15 protein-coding genes are annotated in these 19,059 nt (G+C 63.6%); 7 read left to right on the top strand and 8 right to left on the bottom strand.

Going from position 1 to position 19,059, the window contains the following annotated elements; genetic code table 11:
• Window positions 1-7: 7 nt before the first annotated feature.
• From OEJ36_RS22960 to OEJ36_RS22990, 7 genes are all read right to left on the bottom strand, one after another.
• Entirely contained in the window at window positions 8-1,432 is a 1,425-nt protein-coding gene (locus OEJ36_RS22960; protein WP_263403499.1) for a gamma-aminobutyraldehyde dehydrogenase, read from the bottom strand.
• A gap of 79 nt (window positions 1,433-1,511) precedes the next feature.
• On the bottom strand, window positions 1,512-2,843 hold the full coding sequence (locus tag OEJ36_RS22965; protein ID WP_263403500.1) for an APC family permease: 1,332 nt from the start codon (window positions 2,841-2,843) through the stop codon (window positions 1,512-1,514).
• 12 nt (window positions 2,844-2,855) lie between these two features.
• Window positions 2,856-4,013: an iron-containing alcohol dehydrogenase gene (locus OEJ36_RS22970; RefSeq protein WP_263403501.1), complete on the bottom strand. Its 1,158-nt coding sequence runs from the start codon at window positions 4,011-4,013 to the stop codon at window positions 2,856-2,858.
• A gap of 214 nt (window positions 4,014-4,227) precedes the next feature.
• Window positions 4,228-5,103 carry an alpha/beta fold hydrolase gene (locus OEJ36_RS22975; protein WP_263403502.1) on the bottom strand — a complete coding sequence of 292 codons (876 nt, stop codon included), beginning with the start codon at window positions 5,101-5,103 and terminating at the stop codon, window positions 4,228-4,230.
• Window positions 5,100-6,626: a flavin-containing monooxygenase gene (locus tag OEJ36_RS22980; protein ID WP_263403503.1), complete on the bottom strand. Its 1,527-nt coding sequence runs from the start codon at window positions 6,624-6,626 to the stop codon at window positions 5,100-5,102. The genes OEJ36_RS22975 and OEJ36_RS22980 overlap by 4 nt, the downstream gene beginning before the upstream one ends.
• 343 nt (window positions 6,627-6,969) lie before the next feature.
• A complete protein-coding gene (locus OEJ36_RS22985; RefSeq protein WP_263403504.1) occupies window positions 6,970-7,551 on the bottom strand; it encodes a TetR/AcrR family transcriptional regulator in 582 nt (193 codons plus the stop codon).
• Window positions 7,532-7,831, bottom strand: coding sequence for a hypothetical protein (locus OEJ36_RS22990; RefSeq protein WP_263403505.1), 300 nt, complete (start codon window positions 7,829-7,831; stop codon window positions 7,532-7,534). The genes OEJ36_RS22985 and OEJ36_RS22990 overlap by 20 nt, the downstream gene beginning before the upstream one ends.
• Window positions 7,832-7,970: 139 nt before the next feature.
• Between OEJ36_RS22990 and OEJ36_RS22995 the strand changes: the two genes are divergently transcribed.
• The 7 genes from OEJ36_RS22995 to OEJ36_RS23025 all read left to right on the top strand — a co-directional run bounded on the left by OEJ36_RS22995 (window position 7,971) and on the right by OEJ36_RS23025 (window position 17,986).
• Entirely contained in the window at window positions 7,971-8,858 is an 888-nt protein-coding gene (locus OEJ36_RS22995) for a phytanoyl-CoA dioxygenase family protein (RefSeq protein ID WP_263403506.1), read from the top strand.
• 65 nt (window positions 8,859-8,923) lie between these two features.
• Window positions 8,924-10,291 carry an NAD(P)/FAD-dependent oxidoreductase gene (locus OEJ36_RS23000; protein WP_263403507.1) on the top strand — a complete coding sequence of 456 codons (1,368 nt, stop codon included), beginning with the start codon at window positions 8,924-8,926 and terminating at the stop codon, window positions 10,289-10,291.
• Window positions 10,292-10,362: 71 nt separating this feature from the next.
• Entirely contained in the window at window positions 10,363-11,025 is a 663-nt protein-coding gene (locus tag OEJ36_RS23005) for a hypothetical protein (RefSeq protein ID WP_263403508.1), read from the top strand.
• A gap of 472 nt (window positions 11,026-11,497) precedes the next feature.
• Window positions 11,498-12,919 carry a DUF1329 domain-containing protein gene (locus OEJ36_RS23010; protein ID WP_263403509.1) on the top strand — a complete coding sequence of 474 codons (1,422 nt, stop codon included), beginning with the start codon at window positions 11,498-11,500 and terminating at the stop codon, window positions 12,917-12,919.
• Between the two features lie 24 nt (window positions 12,920-12,943).
• Window positions 12,944-14,590: a DUF1302 domain-containing protein gene (locus OEJ36_RS23015; RefSeq protein ID WP_317891599.1), complete on the top strand. Its 1,647-nt coding sequence runs from the start codon at window positions 12,944-12,946 to the stop codon at window positions 14,588-14,590.
• Window positions 14,591-14,598: 8 nt separating this feature from the next.
• Window positions 14,599-17,013 (top strand): efflux RND transporter permease subunit, encoded by a 2,415-nt coding sequence (locus OEJ36_RS23020; protein ID WP_263403511.1) that lies wholly within the window; start codon window positions 14,599-14,601, stop codon window positions 17,011-17,013.
• A gap of 10 nt (window positions 17,014-17,023) precedes the next feature.
• The gene (locus OEJ36_RS23025) at window positions 17,024-17,986 is read left to right on the top strand and encodes a WD40/YVTN/BNR-like repeat-containing protein (RefSeq protein ID WP_263403512.1); all 963 of its coding nucleotides are present in this window, start codon (window positions 17,024-17,026) and stop codon (window positions 17,984-17,986) included.
• 76 nt (window positions 17,987-18,062) lie between these two features.
• Here the strand turns inward: OEJ36_RS23025 and OEJ36_RS23030 are convergent, their stop codons facing one another.
• The gene (locus OEJ36_RS23030; RefSeq protein ID WP_236208041.1) at window positions 18,063-18,932 is read right to left on the bottom strand and encodes a phytanoyl-CoA dioxygenase family protein; all 870 of its coding nucleotides are present in this window, start codon (window positions 18,930-18,932) and stop codon (window positions 18,063-18,065) included.
• Between the last annotated feature and the right edge of the window lie 127 nt (window positions 18,933-19,059).

Below are 19,059 nucleotides of genomic sequence, written 5' to 3' on the forward strand. Positions count from 1 at the left end.
GGGGCCTTCAGTGCTTGAACATCACGTGGCGCACCACGGTGTAGTCTTCGAGGGCATACATGGAGAGGTCCTTGCCGTACCCGGACAGCTTCACCCCGCCGTGGGGCATCTCGCTCACCAGCATGAAGTGGGTATTGACCCAGGTGCAGCCGTACTGCAGGCGGGCGGCGAGGCGATGGGCGCGCCCCACATCGGCCGTCCACACCGACGAGGCCAGGCCGTAGTCGGAGGCGTTGGCATACGCCAGGGCCTGGGCTTCGTCCTCGAACGACGTGACCGTGACCACCGGGCCGAAGATTTCACGGCACACCACTTCATCCTCCTGCGTGGCGCCGGCCAGGACGGTGGGCTCGAAGAAGAACCCGTTCCCCGCCGCCCGTTTGCCACCGGTGACCACCTCTATATGCGGGAGCTCCCTGGCGCGGTTGACGAAGCCTTCGACGCGTTCCAGGTGCTCCTGGGTGATCAGCGGGCCCATCTCGGTCGACGGATCGTCCTGGAGCCCGCACTGGATGCTGGACACCGCATCGCCGAGCTTGCGGACGAACTCCGGGTAGACCGACTTCTGCACATAGAGGCGGCACGCGGCGGTGCAGTCCTGGCCGGCGTTGTAGAAACCGAAGGCGCGGATGCCTTCGACGGCGGCGTCGATGTCGGCATCGTCGAAGATCAGCACCGGCGCCTTGCCACCCAGCTCCATGTGCATGCGTTTAACGCTGTCGGCGGTGCCTTCGATGATCCGGCTGCCGGTGCGCACGGAGCCGGTCAGCGACACCATGCGGACCCGGGCGTGGCTGGTGAGCGGTTCACCCACTGTGGCGCCACGGCCATGGACGATGTTGACCACGCCGGCAGGGAAGATCTCGGCGAGCAGTTCCCCCAGCTTCAGGGTGCTCATCGGGGTGTGCTCGGAGGGCTTCAGGACCACGGTGTTGCCGCCGGCCAGGGCCGGGCCGAGCTTCCAGGCCGCCATCAGCAAGGGGTAGTTCCAGGGCGCGATGGACGCGACGACGCCCACCGGGTCGCGACGGATCATCGAGGTGTGCCCCGGCAGGTACTCGCCCGCCGCCGAGCCCTGCAGGCAGCGGACGGCACCGGCAAAGAAGCGGAACACGTCCGATACGGCCGGCAGTTCGTCCTGCAGCGCGGCGCTGTAGGGCTTGCCACAGTTGTCCGCTTCCAGGCGGGCGAACACCGCTGCCTGGGCATCGATGCTGTCGGCAAGGGTGAGCAGCAGGGCCGCGCGGTCCTTGGGGGGCGTTTGCGACCAGGCGTCGAAGGCCGCATCCGCGCTTTGCACGGCGGCCTGGACCTGGGCACTGCTGGCCTCGGTGGTCTGCACCAGGACGCTGCCCAGGGAAGGGTTGTACACGGCCAGGCTTTCGCCTTCGCCGGCCACGAGGGTGCCATTGATCAGGAGTTTTGTTTGCATGTCGATTCTCGCCATTGAACGGCAAGGCCAGGGGCTTGCCGTGGGGTTGTCGTCAGGGGGTTCGATTGGAAAGCGCCCGCTACACCAGCGCGTCAGGCACGGGGTGGCGGAAGAGGCGGGTCCGGCAGGCGAGATAAACCGCCCCCAGGGCGAGCCAGCCACAGCCCATGATCAGTGCGTCCTTGTCCAGGCTGACCAGCATCCACCCGGCCGTGATCAGGCCGATGAAGGGGAAGAGCACGCCAAGCAGCAGGCCGGCCCCATCCCTGGTGCGTGCATCGAAGGTGAGTCGCAACGCGCACAGGTTGACGGCGGTGAAGGCGAGAAAAGCGCCGAAGTTGACCAGTGATGTCGCGGTGGCGATGGTCAAGCCAAAACCCGCGGTGCCGAAGACGCCGCAGAGCAGGATGTTGAAGGCGGGTGTCTTGTAGCGAGGGTGCAGGACGCCGAACAGCTTGCGGGGCAACTGGTTGTCCCGGCCGAGGGCGTAGAGCAGCCGGCCCACGCTGGCCTGGAAGGACATCCCCGCCGCGAAGTGCGCGACGATGATCCCCGCCAGGACCACGGCGAAGAACAGGTCGCCGCCGATCATCCGGGCAATCTCGAAGGCCGCCCCATCCACCTGCTCGAACATGGGGGAGGGGTGCGCCAGGTACATGAAGTACGAGGAGCCGACGTAGATCGTGCCGCCGATCAACGCGACCAGCACGATGGCGCGTGGCAGCGTCCGGCCCGGGTCGCGGGTCTCTTCGCTCAGCGTGGACAGCGCGTCAAAGCCCAGGAACGAGTACGCGGCAATGGCGGCGCCGGCCATGGTGGTGGCGAAGGGCACGTCCGGGTCGAAGAACGGCCTGGCCGACAGCAGCCCGCCAGGGCCGTTGGCCGCCACGATGTAGTGCACGCACAGGCCGATGAACACGGCGATGATGGCGAGCTGCACTGCCATCAGCAGCAGGTTGAAGCGGTTGGCGACCTGGATGCCGAGGACATTGAGCAGCGAGGTGGAGAGGATGAACCCGGTGATCCACACCCACTGGGGTACCTCTGGAAACGCCATGTTGAGGTAGCTGGCGCCGAGCAGCCAGATCAGCATCGGGATGAAGAAGTAATCGAGCAGGGCGGCCCAACCCACCATGAAGCCGAGATTGGCATTCAGCATCTTGCGGGTATAGGTGTAGGCCGAGCCGGCCACCGGGAACACCTTCACCAATCGGCCATAGCTGAACGCCGTGAACACCACGCCGGTCGCCGCGACCAGATAGGCCATCGCCGTGGTGTTCCCGCTTGCCTGCGAGATCACGCCGTAGGTGCCGAAGACGATCAGGGGCGCCAGGAACGCCAGGCCGAACAGCAGCACGGAGAACGGGCCCAGGGTGCGCCTCAACGAGGCGCCGGGGTTTGACTGATTCATGACCGGCCCCCCTCACGCGACGAACTGGTAAGCGGTGGTGATGATGTCGTGGTAGGCCTGCACGGACATCGACTTGGCGTTGCTGGCGTCCGAGAAGTTCTGCTTGGCGTTCTCCGCCAGGGTCGGGAAGTCTTCCTCGCGCACGCCTCTGACGTCGGCGAAGCGGGGGATCCCAAGGTCCTTGCTCATCTGGAACAGATGGCTGACAGCGGCCTCGGCGGCGTCGACCGGCGAAAGCCTGGGGTCGATCCCCAGCGCATAGGCCACCTGGGCATGGCGGACGATGTCGGCGTCACGGTTGTGGCCGAATACGAAGGGCAGGAAGATCGCGTTGCCCACGCCGTGCGGCGTGTCGTACATGCCGCCGATCGCTTCGGAAATGCAGTGCACGCTGCCGACGTCGGCGTTGCCGAATGCCATGCCGGCGATCAGGCTCGCCACCAGCATCTGCTCCCGGGCTTCCCGGTTGCCCGGCTCTTGCACGGCGGGTTTGAGGTGCTGGCTGATCAGGCGGATGGCATGCAGTGCCAGGCCGTCGCTGATCGGGTTAGACACGCGACAGGTATAGGCCTCGATGGCGTGGGTGAGCGCATCCATACCGGTCGCGGCGGCAATCGAGGCGGGCAGCGTGTCGGTGATGTGCGAGTCGAGCAGTGCCAGTACCGGGCCGATCCGATAATCCAGGACGTTCATCTTGAAATGCCGGGCGGTGTCGGTGATCACAGAGAAGCAGGTTACCTCGCTGCCGGTGCCCGCCGTGGTCGGAATGGCGACGATGGGCGGTATGGCATGGCTGAGCGTGAACGAGCCTTCGTAGTCTTCGATGCGGCCGTCGTGGGTGAGCAGCAGGCTGATGGCCTTGGCCGCGTCCATCGCGCTGCCGCCGCCCACGGCCAGCAGGCCGTCGATGCCTGTGCCCCGGTACCGCTGCGCGGTCTGGTTGATGTCTTCGCTGCGTGGGTTGGCCTTGATGTCCGCCACTTCCTCGAAGGCGATGCCGGCTTTCTCCAGGCTGGCGTAGACGCTGTCCAGCAGGCCGGCTGCCTTCACCCCGGGATCGGTCACGATCAGGATGCGGCTCAGGCCGAGTGCCCGCAGATGCTCACCGGTGCGCTCGCGCAGGCCGGGTTCCATGACGACTTTGCTGGGGAGTAAGAACTTGAATTCCATACAGACCTCTTGCTCGATTGTTGTGATTGTCGAAAGGGCAGTGGAGGAGCACCCGGGCGAGTTCGTCTGGACGGCTCGGGCGCTTGGCGTACGGCTTGACGGTTTCAACAAGCCGGAATCTTGTTGTTCTGTGTCCTGCGAAAGGGGCTGCGAGAAGCCTCTGGTTGAATAAAAAAAGGGGCGGCAAGCTGCACGCCCCAAAAGGAGGTCGGTACTAGCGCATGTGCCCCGAGAGAAGGGACAGCAGCGTGCCTGTCAGGCATTTCGGCAGGTCATGACCCATCCCGGGCAATAGCACCAGGCTCGACCCGGGGATCGCCGCGGCGGTGGCGAAGCCTCCGTTGGTCGCGACCATGAGGTCCTTGTCCCCATGAATGACCAGCGTGCTGCAACGGATGCCCTGGAGTTCCTGGGTACGGTCACCCGAGTTGATGATTGCGCCGATCTGCCTCGCCGTGCCCAGGTTGCTGGCCTCGCCGCCACCTCGTTCCCAGGCGTGCGTGGCGTAGTCGCGCATCGCCACCTCGCCCCACTCGAGCGTCGAGCCGATCACGCGCATGATGTCCAGGTAGTCGCGAACGCTTTCCTGCTGATTGCGCGGGGGGCGGCGCAGCAGCTTGAAGATGGCCTTGAGCGCGGGCTGGCCCACGCGCAGTGAACCGGTCGTGGAGAAGATGGAGGTGAGGGTCCTGATGCGCGTGGGGTAACGCGCCGCGAGCGTCTGGGCGATCATGCCGCCCATCGACATGCCCACGGCATGCGCCGTTTCCAGCTGCAAGCCATCCATGAGTGCAATGACGTCGCTGGCCATGTCCCCCAGGTCATAGCCGGGGGTCCGCTTGCGGAAGAACTGCTGCATGACCGAGGGCGGGGTCACGTCGGTGAAGAAGGACCTGCCCGAGTCCCGGTTGTCCAGGGTGATGACGCGCAATCCCTGTTCGACCAGTCCGGTTATGAGCGCTTGCGGCCAGTAGGTCAGCTGCAGCCCCAGGCCGACGATGAGCAGCACCGCTGGTGCGTCTTCGTGGCCGTGGCTGCGATAGCAGATCCTGCGCGCGCCAGGCAGTTCGCAGAAGCGATCGGGGCTCATCCGCGGCCACCTGATTGCTGCAGCTCGACCTTCGCGTGCAGGGGCGCGCTGGGCACCGAGGAGAACGCCAGGCACTCCTCGGCCACCGTGCCGCGGCGCAGGAGTTTGACATCGCGGAAGTAGTCCATCGACATCACCCAGGGCTCGCTCGGCCCCTGGCGCGGCATGCTGTCCAGCGCGCGTTGCACGTAGCCGGCACCGAAATCCAGCAGCGGGCGGGTCTCGATCCCGTCCGGCGCCGTGGGTTCGCAGACGTTATGGCCCTGGCTGTCCATGAAGCCCAGCAGGCGACAGAAGTGGTCGCACAGCAGGCACACCTTCAGGGTCCAGGAGGAGTTGGTGTAGCCCACCGCGAACGCGAAGTTGGGGACGCCGGAGAGCATGGTGCCCTTGTAGGCGAGGGTTTCGCTGAGAACGATGGGCTTATCGTCCTTGTACAGGCTGATGCCCCCGAACATCTGCACATTCAGCCCAGTGGCCGTGATGATGATGTCGGCGTCCAGGGTCTTGCCGGACTTCAGCAACAGGCCGGATTCGGTGAAGCGCTCGATATGGTCGGTGACGATGTCCGCCTTGCCCGCGCTGATCGCCTTGAACAGGTCGCCTTCGGGAACCGTGCACAGGCGCTGGTCCCAGGGGTTGTAGGGCGGATTGAAATGCACGTCGACCGGATAGTCCTTCGGCAGCTCCTTGCGGGTCAGCCACAGGAGCAGCTTGCGGGAAAGCGTGGGGAAGCGCTGGCAGAAGGCCCAGAAGGCCAGGGTGATCCTGGCGTTCTTGTAGCGCGTCAGGGAGTAGGCGGCCTGCTCGGGCAGGACCTTGCGGAAGAACGCCGCGACCGAGTCATTGGCCGGCTGGTTGATGATGTAGGAGGGCGTGCGCTGCAGCATGGTGATGCTGGAGACCTTGTCCGCCATGGCCGGAATCAGGGTCACGGCCGTCGCGCCGCTGCCGATGACGACGACACGCTTGCCCGTGTAGTCCAGGTCCTCTGGCCAGTGTTGCGGGTGGACGATCTGTCCCTTGAACTGCTCGCTTCCCTCGAAGCGGGGGCTGAACCCCTGGTCGTACCGGTAGTAGCCGCCCGCGCTGAACAGCCAGCGGCACTCGACAGTGCGGAGCTGCTCCGAGTCGCCATCGTCCACCAGCACCGCCCACAGGCCCTTGTCCGATTGCCAGTTCGCCGAGATGACGGTCTGCTTGTACTGGATGAGGGCGTCCAGCTCATGCTCGTCGATGGCTTCGCGCAGGTATTCGATGATGTCTGCGGCGTCCGCCAGGGACTTCGCCTTGGTCCAGGGCTTGAAGTCGAAGCCGAAGGTGTACAGGTCGGAGTCGGAGCGGATGCCGGGGTAGCGGAACAGGTCCCAGGTGCCCCCCATTCGCTCACGGGACTCGAGAATCGCAAAGGTCTTGTTTGGCTGATGGCGTCGCAGGTAGGCCGCCGCGCCGATGCCAGACACACCGGCTCCCATGATCAGAATATCGAGTGGCTCAACCGGAAGAGCAGTGTGCGAGGACATGTCGCCTCCTATTGTTGTGTTGTAGAGACTGATCTTTTGACTTGATCATTTGACCATGATGGGGCGGCCTGGCAGACGGAGCAAGGTGCAAAATGCACCGTGCAACTGTTCTTTTGGGACGATTTGAACCGGGTCAGCCAGCGCGTGGCTGACCCGACCAGCCGCAACGAGGGCGTCGTGATCGAAGGGGAGGGCGCGGGGCTAGGCGGCTATCCGCCCTGCAGCACCGGTGATCCGGGGAGGGCGTTGGAGGCGTCAGGGCGGTGACTGGCGGGGGCTTGCAAGGAGCATCCAGAGGCTCGGATTGCCGTGCCACTGGAGCACGGCGCATCCGACCGGCATCTCAGTGGCTGGCTACCAACAGCTTCACCGCCTGGCAGGCCGTTTCGGTCTCGGCCTCGAGGCGCTCGGGGTTGCCGTGGGCGATCCAGGCGAGCAGCAAGCCATCGAAGAGGTTGAGGAGCAGTTGACTGACAGAGGTCAGTGCGGCCTGGTCCAGCGCATCGCCCGTCGCTTTTTGTATGGCCTGCCGGGTCGCTTCGGTGGAAACGGTGTAGATCTTCTCTGCCATTTCCGGGTTGTTGCGCAGGTTCCAGAAGAAGAGTTCGAACTGGGTGATGGCCCGTTCCGGGTGCGCGACGAACCAATTGACCAGCTGGCGCAGCATTTCCCCTACCGACTCTGCGGGGGTGCTGCCTGCCGGCGCTTGCTGCAAGTACTGCTGCGGCAGGTTGATCAAGGACTCGTAGACCGCATAGAACAAATCTTCCTTGGTGTGGAAGACGTAGTGCAGCGAGGCCAGCGGCGAATCCGCCGCCGCCGCGATACGCCGCGTCGTGGCGTTGGCTATGCCGTGCTCTGCGATCACCTTGATGGTGGCCTCGATAAAATCCTGTCTGCGCTCTTCAGCGCCTATCCGAGCCATTGAGCGTTCTCCCTTTTTTGTATTGCCGCCAGCCCCCTGGTCCGGTGCCGGCGGTGACGAATGCTATCGCAAGGTCATTCCCCAATCCATGAAATGAGTCGAGGCCATTCCGCTCCTCGGGGATGGCCGCACCCAGCGGGTGGTCATCGCCCAGGGTTGATGCCACCGGCCAGCGAGTGTCGGCCGGACCCTCGAATTTCAAGGGTTCAAACGATGGCCGCGACGCAACATAAAAATCAAGATCAATTGACTTGATCACTTGACCATATTCGGTAATCATGAATTGTCCACCCTGGTAATGCCGGGCTGCGGCAGCGCAACCAAGAGGCTGCTTCTGCGCTGGGTGCTGGGTGGGATGAGCCGGGGTTGCCCAGGTTCGCTGGATAGAACAATGACAAAACCAGACAGGTACAAAGCAGATGGATACACGAAAGCTTTCGACGGTCGGCAGCGATGCCTCGATCGAGCAGGTGGTGGAGATCATCCGGCGTGACGGCGGCGTCATCATTTCCGAGTTTGTTTCGCCAGCAACGCTGAAGTCCCTCACCGAAGAGCTGGACGCCTACCTGAACGTCACGCCTTGCGGACAGGACCCCTATTTCGCCGGCACCCAGACCCGACGTGTCGCCCGCATCATCGGGCGCAGTGACACGGCGGTGGAGGTGGCCCTGAGCCCGCTGTTCATCGGGGCGGCCCGGCAGATCCTGCAGACACCGACCCATGTCTGGGTGGGCAGCGACCGCATCGAGATGGCCCCTGACATTCAGCTCAGCATCACCCAGGCCATCCAGATCGGGCCGGGCCAAGGCTTGCAGCCCCTGCACCGTGACGATGCCACCTCGCTGTGGCGACATCCCCAGTTCGGGCGCGAGGCCCGGCTGCAGATGATGCTGGCCATCTCGGACTTCACCGAAGAAAACGGTGCCACGCGCGTGATTCCGGGTAGCCACCAATGGGATGACGAGCGCATGCCGACCCAGGAAGAAACCATCGCCGCGGAAATGAAGGCAGGCTCCGCGCTGCTGTGGATGGGGTCGGTCTACCACGGCGGTGGTGCCAATACCACGTCGTCTCCTCGCACTGGCCTGACCATGGCCTACGACCTGGCCTTCCTGCGCCTCGAAGAGAACCACTTCCTTTCCCTTCCCATTGAACGGGTTCGCCAGCTCCCCCCGGAGATGCAGCGCCTGCTGGGCTGGAGCGCCAGTTCCACGCTGCTGGGCTGGGTGGAAATCGATGGCCAGATGCGAGACCCGCAAGAGCTCCTGGGCATGCCTGCTTTCTCCGAGCCGGGGAAAGGTTTCTAGCAGTCTCGAGCCTGCCACGGGGCGACCCTGGCGGAGCGTTGGTCGGTGATCGTGGAGTGATTTGAATGAACGCGTTGAACAAGGCAACTGGCGGTGATTCCGTGCCGTTGAGATTCCGCACGCTTGGCGGATGGATTGAACGTCCGGGCGATCTGCAACCGGAGCTCAAGGGCCACGCGCGCGCCGATGTGATCGTGGTCGGCGCCGGCTTTGCCGGCCTCTCGACCGCGCTGGAGCTGAGGGCGCGCGGGGCGGAGGTCATCGTGCTGGAGCAGGAGTTCGCGGGCTTCGGTGCCAGCGGGCGCAATGCGGGCTACCTGCTCGGCAGCATGGGCGTCGAATGCGACATGTTCGTCAGTCGCGTGGGGGCGGAGCAGGCCGCACAGTTCGTCAGGTTCTACGACGAGGCCGTGCCCTACGTCGAAGGCCGCTTGAAGACACTGGGCATCGACTGTGACTACAACCCTTCGGGTGTGCTCCGGGCCGGTGTTCATCCCAGCCAGGAAAAGCGCCTGCGGGAGAACATGGCGCTGGGTCGGAAGCTGGGGGCGATGAGCCGCTTCGTGGACGGTGACGAGATGCGCGCACGGGGCATCCCGCCTGCCTTCCTGTTCGCCTCCGAACAGTGCGGCGGCACCTTGAATCCTGGGAAATACGTCAGTGGCCTGCGTCGCGAGGCCATCAAGGCGGGCGTGAAGCTTTTCGAGCGCACGCCATTGCTCTCCTTCAGTGAAGGGCCGGTCATCACCTGCAAGACGGCGCACGGCAGTGCCACCGCCCCGGTGATGGTCCTGGCAACCAATGCCTACACCCCCCAGCTGGGGGTGCTGCACAACAAGGTCGCGGCGATTCGGGTGTCGGCGATCGAAACGCAACCGCTGTCGACGGAGCAACTGGCTGCGTTGGGTTGGCAGGGGCGGGAAGGGATCATCACGCCGCACTACACCATGGAGAGCCACCGCCTGACGGCGCACGGCACCATGGTGTTGACCGTCAAGAAGCTGGGTTATGCCTACGGTTCGAAGACGCCCAACATCCCTGACCAGGGTGCCTACAAGGCATTGGCCCATGTGCTGCGCGAGCGCTATCCGGCATTGCAAGGCCTTGGCATCCAGCACTGCTGGAGTGGCTACGTCAGCGGCGCTTATGACTTCCTGCCGGTGATCGGCGTCATGGGCGCGAAGCAGAACATCTACTACACCACCGGCTGCTCGGGTCATGGGCTGGGCACCCAATCGCTCGTCGGGTCGCTGTTTGCCGCGCAGATCAACGGTGAAGCACCGGAGCTGCTGGCGGCACTGCAGCACAAGACACCGTCCCTGTTACCAGAGCCTCTGCAATGGTGCGTCGTGCAGTCCGCGTTTGCGGCGGCCACATTGCTGGACGCCTGGACGGATAGAAAAGTGCGCAAGTACCAGGCCGAAAAAGGCTGACCGCAACCCGTGCCGTTGTTCTTTTCAAGTGGCTGACCAACAACGTGGCCCTATTGATAGAGGCTGTTATCGTGGAACTAATAGAAGTAAGTATCTTGGCCTCCTGTGTGCTGCTGACGATATGCGGCTTGTATTATGGGGTGGCATTCACCCGGCGAAGAAATTATCTGCTGGGCGGAGAGTTTTTGATTGTAGGAATATCCGCAACGAACTTTACGGTCTTCCTCCTTACGGGTTGGCTGGCCAATTACAAAGCCGCCATGTTTCTCGATGCCTTTTCCCGAGGGGTCGGAATTCCGATTATTGCAACACTGGGTTTGATGGCGGCCACGCATAATTACAAGCCGTCTCTGCTGAGTGACATCCTATTGTTCCTGGCTGGTTTTGCGGCCGCGGCCATCTACTTCATGTCGAACTCATTCAAGGCGTTTCTCCCTTACTTCTATGTGGTGATGTGGTTGGCTTACACCGCGTACCTGGCCTATTTCGTGTGGCGACTGGCCCGTGCCAGAGAGCCTCTGCATGCGCTGGCAACCGCCCTGGCCGCCGTGGCGGGGCTGACGATCGCACTGCGGTATGACTTCTTTCCGATTCCGGGTGATGACACGAAGATGCTGTTCATGACCTTGGCCTTCTTGACCTGGTCGTACTCGATCGTGCAGTCGTTCTATGCCTATGGTGCACTTCAGCGTTCCAGAAAGAACTCCGCCGAGGCGTTGCTCAACGTCCGTTAGATCGAACGGTACAGGCTGCGCTGTTGTGCGGCATATTCATTGATTCAAACAGCTCCATGTCGGGCCCTGGGTCCGCTTCTTTACCGCCTCTCGGGGCGGTTTTTTTATGGGCGAGTGATTCGTTTTTAGGGTTGGGCTCTCAGTCGAGAGATCAACTCTGGCGCAATAAAGGCGGCGGCTTGGAAGGGCTTCGTATAACTACGAAGTGCGCCATGAGTGGGCATATACGGGTAACACATGTTCCTTTAATTCCCATGATGGTGCAGGCACTTGATGCATATGAATCGCCAATAACGCCTAACTAACTGATTTATCTAATTTAATTTCCTCGTACAAGTTTCTGGCATATGGATTGCGTGTTGGTCATCTGACATGGTCAATTGACCATGTCAGATGATCAGTTTGCGATAGGTGCCGATTTCCGCCTGGAAAGTCGGGTAGCCAGTCCAAGCCCTTGTTCGAGGAGTCTCTAATGAAAGACGTATCTACACGGCAGGATGGCGACCTATCCGCCCGCCGTATGTTCAGGCAGCTGCTGGTTACCCTCGCGGCATCGACCGCGATCTGCTCGGTACAGGCCGCGCCCCAGGGGGCCGAGGAACTGGGTTCGACGCTGACGCCGCTGGGCGGTGAGGTGGCCGCCAATTCGAACGGGGAGATTCCCGCCTGGGCTGCTCCGGGGCCGCAAGGGGAGGGCTGGAGCTACGGCCAGGTGCGGGGAGAGCACTGGAGGTTCAAGGATGACAAACCCCTCTACAGCATCGACGCGAGCAGCGTGGCGCAGCACGCGAGCAAGCTTTCCCCGGGCCAGCTCGAACTGTTCAAGAAGATTCCGGGCTACCGCATGGAGGTCTACCCGACCCGCCGCACCTGCGGCGTGCCGGATTTCGTGGCTGAGAACACCCGGCAGAACCTTGGCTTCGCCAAGCTCGACGCCGAGGGGGTGGCCCTCGAGGAGGCCCATGTGCCGGGCGCCCCATTCCCGTTGCCTGCCACCGGCGCAGAGGTGATGTGGAACATGAAGATGCGTTATCGCGGCCTGGGCGTCGAGATTCCCAGGACCATTTCCGGCGTCTCGCCGCGCAAGGGCGGGGAATGGTTGCGCCAGTCGACGGACACCTTCTTCTTCACGCCCTGGGGCAAGAAGGGCAGTGCGCTTTTCTCGTCCCTTGGCCGCCTGGAAAACGCCACGTTCTTCAATTACCAGGAGCCAGCGGCGCAGGCCGGTCAGTCCGCGGTGCAGACGGCCGTGGCCGGCGAGCAGGCCACGACCTTCTACTACTTCCCCGGCCAGCGCCGGGTCCGGCGCATGCCGTCGTACTCCTACGACGCGCCTCAGATCGGGCTGGACAACCAGTACACCGTGGATGAGGCGAACGTCTTCTTCGGGGCCATGAACCGCTTCGATTGGAAGCTGATCGGCAAGCAGGAGCTGCTGGTGCCGTACAACGCCTTTGGTGCCTACGACACGGCTGCCAAGGTTGAAGCGTTCGCAGGCGACGACTCCATCGCGCCGCAATCGCGCCGCTACGAGCTGCATCGTGTCTGGGTCGTCGAGGCCAATGTTCGCCAGGGCATGCGCCACCAGGCGCCCAAGCGCCTGTTCTACATCGACGAGGACAGCTGGAACCCCCTGCTGGCTGTCGACTACGACAAGCAGGGCCAGATCTGGAAGGTGCGTGAAGGGTTCTCGATCCCCGTGTACGAGACGGGCGCATGCGATGTGCAGGCGCAGGTCCAGTACAACCTGGTCGACGGCCGTTACCTCTTCGACATGACCACCATCGGCGCGGGCAAGAACGACATCCGCTGGCTCACCGAAGACAGTGGCAACCCTCGGCTGAAACGCGACTTCTTCACCTCCGACAACCTGCGAGCTATCAGCGAGCGCTAGAACGACGTCAGATCGAGAGCCAGCATGAAAAAAATAATTACGAAAGCGTCAGGCCTTGCCATCGTGTGCGCAACCCCACTGGCAATGGGGTTCACCTTTGAAACCGACACCCTTCACGGCTCGTTCGACTCCACGATCACGGCAGGCATGGGCCTGCGCACGGAGTCGCGCGGCTGCAACCTGATCAACCAGGGGCCGACCGGGCACAACGTGCCGTCCGGCTGCCTGGAGCAGAGCTCCGGCGTGGCTGACCAGGGCGACCTGAACTACGACCGGGGCGACCTCTTCACCAACTACCTCAAGGGCACCCACGAGCTGCTGCTGAAGGCGCCCGAGGACGTCACCTTCATGGTGCGCGGTACCTGGATCCGCGACTTCGCCGCCACCGATACCACGGGTACGTTGTCGTTCAACACGCCCGAGAGTGTCGGCAGCAACGGGCTCAGCGACGACGCCCGCGACGAGCTCGCCTTCAAGGCTCGCCTGCTGGATCTCTGGGTGAGCAAAGGCTTCGACCTGGGTGGGCAGCGGGTACGGGCCCGCCTGGGCAACCAGGTGATCAACTGGGGCGAAAGCCTGTTCGTGGCAGGGGGCATCAACAACACCAACGCCTACGACTATCAGGCCCTGGCCCGCCCCGGCGTGCAGCTCAAGGAGGCCGTGCTGCCGGCGCCCATGCTCAGTGTCGCCTCGGGCCTGGGCTCCGGGGTCAATGTCGAGGCCTACTACCAATTCCGCTGGAACAAGAGCGAGCTGCCGCCGGTGGGCAGCTACTGGTCCAACAACAATGCCCTCGGCGAGGGCCGGCGAGACTACGGGTTCTCTGAGAAGAAAGCCCGGGACAGTGGCCAGTGGGGTATTTCGCTGCGTTGGCAGCCGGAAGACAGCGACGTCAACTATGGGCTCTACGTGATGCGCTATCACGACAAGTTGCCGTCGCTGCGCGTGGACATTCTAGACCCGAACACCTTTGCCGCCGCACCGACCTGGCGCTATCAGGAAGATCGGATGATGTACGGCATCAGCGCCAACCTGCCGGTCGGCGATTGGGCGATCGGTACCGAGCTGTCCTACCGGCCCAAGGATTCGGTGATGCTCAACCCGGTCATCGACCTGTGCTCGAGCAATGGCGGGAAATGCTGGAAGGACGAGAAGAGGTTCCAATGGCACCTGACCGGCCTCTACAGCCTCAACCCGTCCAACTCGCCGATGCTGCTCGATTTCACCGGCGCCAGTGCAGGGACCTTGCTGACCGAGCTGGTGGTCATCAAGTACCCGGGGCTGCATGACGAGGTCAATGGCGAGCCACTGGCTGCGGGGCTCAATACCTGGCAGCTGGATCCTGCGACGGCGCCGAAGTCCCGTGGCGACAAGACCTCGTCGGGGGTCAACCTGGACTTCAGCGTGACCTACGACGGCACCCTGTTATCGGGGTGGCAGGTTACGCCGGGCTTCTTCTATGCGCAGTCGCTCGGGGGGCGTACGCCGAACCTCTCTGCCACCTTCACCGAAGGTGCGAGCAGCATGAACCTCTACCTGAACTTCGTGCGCAACCCGGCCAGTTGGCAGGTGTCCCTCAATTACGCCAAGTTCATGGGGGGCGATACGCCTTACGACCAGCTCTATCGTGACCGTGATTACGTCGGTATCGCGATCTCCCGCACCTTGTGAGGTCTGCCGTGAACGGTTCCGTAACGCTGTGTGATATCCAGGCGCGTGGCGTACTGCCACGCGTCGAGCGTGTCCTCTTCGGGCATCGCCGGCTGGTGCTGGCGAGCCTGGCCATTTTTACCCTGATCATGGCCTGGTTCGCCGTGCAGTTGCGCATGGATGCCGGCTTCGAAAAGCAACTGCCGGTCGGCCATGAATACATCGAGACATTCGAGGCTTACCGCAATGACCTGCTGGGAGCCAACCGCCTGACCATCGTCGTCAAGGCCCGTGGCGGCGGCATCTGGAGTGCCCCGGGGCTGAGGCGCCTCTACGACGTGACCCAGGCGGTCACCTTCCTGCCAGGCATCTCCCGGAGCAGCGTGCGTTCGTTATGGACGCCCAATGCCTTCGTCAACGAGATCACCGAAGAAGGTTTCCGCGCCGACCCCCTGGTGCCGGGCACGGTATCGCCCGAGCACCTGGACGACGGGATCATCGCGGCGATTTCCAGCTCGACCGCCCAGGGCGGCTTCATTGGCACCCTGGTGTCCCGCGATCAGAGCAGCGCGATGATCACGGCGGAGCTCAATGAGTACGAGGCCGACGGTACTCATCTGGACTACGTCGCGTTCAATCACCGGCTGGAGAAGGAGATCCGCCAGCAGTTCGAAGATGGCGAATTCGAGATCCAGATCATCGGCTTCGCCAAGCAGATCGGCGACATCGCCGATGGCGCTTCGGCCGTGCTGGAGTTCTGCCTGCTGGCGCTGTTGCTGACGGCGGGGGCGGTCTACTGGTACTGCCATTCGTTGCGCTTCACGCTGCTGGCGCTGGTCTGCTCGCTGGCGTCGCTGGTCTGGCAGTTCGGCAGCTTGCGCCTGCTGGGCTACGGGCTCGACCCGCTGGCGGTCCTGGTGCCGTTCCTGGTGTTCGCCATCGGGGTTTCCCATGGCGTTCAGCAGATCAACTTCATCGTCCGTGAAATCGCGGTCGGCAAGAGCGCGGAGGAGGCGGCCCGCTCGAGCTTCACCGGCTTGCTGATCCCGGGCACGCTGGCCCTGGTGACCGCGCTGGTTTCCTTCGTCACCCTGCTGCTGATCCCTATCCCGATGGTTCGCGAGCTGGCCATCACGGCATCGCTTGGCGTGGCCTTCAAGATCATCACCAATCTGCTGATGTTGCCCTTGCTGGCCTCCATGCTGCGGGTCGACGACCGGTACGCGGCGGCGCAGGAGAACTCCCGTCGCCGCCGCACGCATTGGCTGCGTGGCCTGGCTCGGCTCGCCGAGTGGCGCAAGGCGCAGTGGGTGCTGGGCGTGGCCCTGGTGGTCTTCCTGGTGGCGATCTGGCAAAGCCATGACCGTGTCGTCGGCTCGCTGCAGGCGGGGGCTCCGGAGCTGCGCGAGGACTCGCGCTTCAACCGCGATGCCGTCGCCATCGCCAGCAACTACGACATCGGCCTGGACTGGCTCAGCGTGGTGTTCGAAGCCGACCCGGCGGCCTCGGGTGAAGGTGTGCCGGTGGCCTGTGAGGATGTGGCAGCGGGGCAGTACCAGGACCGTTTCGTCTGGGCCATGCAGGGCGTGCCCGGGGTGCTGTCGGTCGCCTCCTTCTCCACCACCATGCGGCAGTTCAACGAGGGCTACAACGAAGGCAACCCCAAGATGGCCGCAGTGCCCATCGACCCGATGAACTACGCCGCGCTGGCCGGCGAAGTGGCGCGCACGCCCGGGCTGATGCGTAACGACTGCAGCATGTCCGCCGTGCACCTGTACCTGGCCGACCACAAGGCCACGACGATCAACGGGGTGGTGGAAGCGGTCAAGGCGTTCCGCAGCGGGTACCCGCTGCCGGGCATGTCGATTCGCCTCGCCTCGGGTAATGCCGGTGTCCTGGCCGCCATCAACGAGGAAGTGGAAAAAAGCGAAACGCCCATGCTGCTGTACGTCTATGCCGCGATCGCGTTGCTGGTGTTCGCGGTCTACCGCGACCTGCGCGCCGTGCTGGTGTGCTGCCTGCCGCTGACCATCGGCACCTTCATCGGCTACTGGTTCATGAAGGAGCTGCAGATCGGCCTGACCATTGCCACCTTGCCCGTGATGGTGCTGGCCGTGGGGATCGGCGTCGATTACGCCTTCTACATCTACAACCGCCTGCAACTGCACCAGGCCCATGGCCAGTCGATCACCAAGGCGGTCGAGTACGCCCTGCTCGAAGTGGGCGTGGCCACGATCTTCACCGCCATCACCCTGGCAGTCGGGGTCGCCACCTGGGCGTTCTCCGACCTGAAGTTCCAGGCCGACATGGGCAAGCTGCTCGCCTTCATGTTCATCGTCAACATGGTCATGGCCATGACCGTGCTGCCGGCCTTCGCCGTGTGGCTGGAGCGGGTGTTCCCGCGCAAGCGCCCCGTGCGCATGGTCGGCGCATTGCTGCACTGAGGAGAGAAACATGGGTTACAGAGGTTCATTCGCGGCGGCTTTGCTCGTCGCCGCACTATCGCTGGAGTCTCTCAGGGCCGAGCCTTTGCAGGCCGTGCCGGCCGCCCAGGCGAGCCATGCCACGCAAGCCGCCATGCTGGACGCCACCTGGGCCGGAGAGCGTGTGGTCGCTGTCGGCGACCACGGTGTCGTGTTGTTGTCCGATGACCACGGCAAGCACTTTCGCCAGGCGCGCTCGGTACCCGTGTCCACGCAGCTGACGGGCGTGTCGTTCGTGGATGCCAACCGCGGCTGGGCGGTCGGCCAGTGGGGCGTGATCCTGTCGACCACGGATGGCGGTGAGTCCTGGCAGGTCCAGCGCCTGTCTACGGAAGAGGACCGGCCGTTGTTCGACGTGCACTTCTTCAACGCCCAGCAGGGCGTTGCGGTAGGCCTCTGGTCGTTGCTGCTGACCACCAGGGATGGCGGCAAGACGTGGACGGAACAGCCGTTGCAAGCCCCACCCGGTGCCAAGAGGGCCGACCTCAACCTGATGGGGCTTTTCGCCGACAGCCGCGACACGCTCTACGCCACGGCCGAGCATGGGCAGGTGCTGCAATCCGAGGACTTCGGGAAGAGCTGGCGTTACCTGGACACCGGCTACGAAGGCACGCTCTGGTCTGGCGCGGTGCTGGCCGACGGGAGCCTGCTGCTGGGCGGCCAACGCGGGACCTTGTTGCAGGGGACCGTGGGTGGCGAGGGCTTCCGCCGACTGCCGACGCAAAGCAAGGGCTCTGTCACGTCCGTCGCGGTGGAGGGCCGTCGCGTCGTGGCGGTCGGGCTGGATGGGTTCAGGGTGGAGAGCCGCGACAGCGGGCACAGCTTCCAGGATAAGCAGTCGGCTGACGGCCTTTCGCTGACCGCGGCGCTGTTCGACCCCGAGGGCGTACCCGTGCTGTTTTCACGTCGCGGGGTCGTCGCCTATCAGGAGTGAGGTGTTCACCGGCTGGTGGCCAAAAGGCCAGGCATCGCAATCCGATGCCTGGCCTCTTTTCTTGCGCTGGAGGCGTCTAGAGCTGGAGGTAATCCGCCAGGTCCGCGTAGTTGTGCTGCCACAGGCCCGGGCTGCCATTGGGGTATTGAGAGCGGAAGCCGAGGATCTTCTGCACCCGCGGGGACAAGGTCCGGACTACCTCGAGCGGCACGATCAGCGGATAGGCTTCTTCAGGCGTGATGATCGAAGCCTGCATCGGGATCGTCAGCCCGCGACGGAAGTAGTCGGCGGTTACGTTGGCCCCGCCACCATGCACGACCTTCCCGCCGAACAGCACGGCATCCCCGGCGTTCAACAGGGCGGGAATCGTCATCTCCGGGGTGCCCATCTCTTCGAAGTCGTCCCAGTCCTGGCTCCCTGGAATCAAGCGGGTCGCGCCGTTTTCCTCGGTGAAGTCCGTGAGCGCCAGCATCAGGTTGGTGATGGCGCGAGGCGCATGCTTGTTCATGGCAACGAACGGTTGGTACTGCGCCATGTCCCGGTGCAGCATTTGGGCCTTGTTGCCTGGGCCGATCTCGATCAGTTGAGCCGTGGTCAGCCACCAATCACCGCACTCGGGTTCGTAGAGCACGCGGCCCAGTTCGTGAAAGAGGTCGTCATCCAGGACTTCCTCACGAAAGGTCTTGCTGTGGGTAACGAGGTTGGTAAGCCTCTTGGTCTGATGGCCATGAAACTCGGCAACCAACGCGTGTTCGTGCTTGGAGCCCGCATCGAGCGCGGCAAGCGGTGCTTCGAGTTCGTCGTTGATCCGTACGACTTGTTCAGGCGTCAGAAAGTTACGGATGATGACCCCGCCCGCCTGGTCGCTCAGCAGCGCAATTTCTTCCGCTGAATTCGATCGGGTCACGACGGGCAAGCCTGGCAAGGAATCGCGAGAGGCTGACATTGAAAACACTCCAGATTGAGAGGAACGGTTGGCGCAGGCGGATCGATGCTCCACCAACGGGCATCAGGAACGGAGCCGCTTGCCACTGCGCTAAACCCAAAAAAGGAACATGGAGCGTCACGGTGCC

Origin of the sequence: Pseudomonas sp. PDM13, from assembly GCF_025685765.1 — a bacterium.
In the GTDB taxonomy this organism is placed as follows: domain Bacteria; phylum Pseudomonadota; class Gammaproteobacteria; order Pseudomonadales; family Pseudomonadaceae; genus Metapseudomonas; species Metapseudomonas solani.

Coding starts and splice junctions, on each gene's coding strand:
- OEJ36_RS22960 (WP_263403499.1), bottom strand. CDS start 1,432: ATGCAAACAAAACTCCTGATCAATGGCACCCTCGTGGCCGGCGAAGGC.
- OEJ36_RS22980 (WP_263403503.1), bottom strand. CDS start 6,626: ATGTCCTCGCACACTGCTCTTCCGGTTGAGCCACTCGATATTCTGATC.
- OEJ36_RS22990 (WP_263403505.1), bottom strand. CDS start 7,831: ATGATTACCGAATATGGTCAAGTGATCAAGTCAATTGATCTTGATTTT.
- OEJ36_RS23010 (WP_263403509.1), top strand. CDS start 11,498: ATGAAAGACGTATCTACACGGCAGGATGGCGACCTATCCGCCCGCCGT.
- OEJ36_RS22970 (WP_263403501.1), bottom strand. CDS start 4,013: ATGGAATTCAAGTTCTTACTCCCCAGCAAAGTCGTCATGGAACCCGGC.
- OEJ36_RS22985 (WP_263403504.1), bottom strand. CDS start 7,551: ATGGCTCGGATAGGCGCTGAAGAGCGCAGACAGGATTTTATCGAGGCC.
- OEJ36_RS22995 (WP_263403506.1), top strand. CDS start 7,971: ATGGATACACGAAAGCTTTCGACGGTCGGCAGCGATGCCTCGATCGAG.
- OEJ36_RS22965 (WP_263403500.1), bottom strand. CDS start 2,843: ATGAATCAGTCAAACCCCGGCGCCTCGTTGAGGCGCACCCTGGGCCCG.
- OEJ36_RS22975 (WP_263403502.1), bottom strand. CDS start 5,103: ATGAGCCCCGATCGCTTCTGCGAACTGCCTGGCGCGCGCAGGATCTGC.
- OEJ36_RS23015 (WP_317891599.1), top strand. CDS start 12,944: ATGAAAAAAATAATTACGAAAGCGTCAGGCCTTGCCATCGTGTGCGCA.
- OEJ36_RS23030 (WP_236208041.1), bottom strand. CDS start 18,932: ATGTCAGCCTCTCGCGATTCCTTGCCAGGCTTGCCCGTCGTGACCCGA.
- OEJ36_RS23000 (WP_263403507.1), top strand. CDS start 8,924: ATGAACGCGTTGAACAAGGCAACTGGCGGTGATTCCGTGCCGTTGAGA.
- OEJ36_RS23025 (WP_263403512.1), top strand. CDS start 17,024: ATGGGTTACAGAGGTTCATTCGCGGCGGCTTTGCTCGTCGCCGCACTA.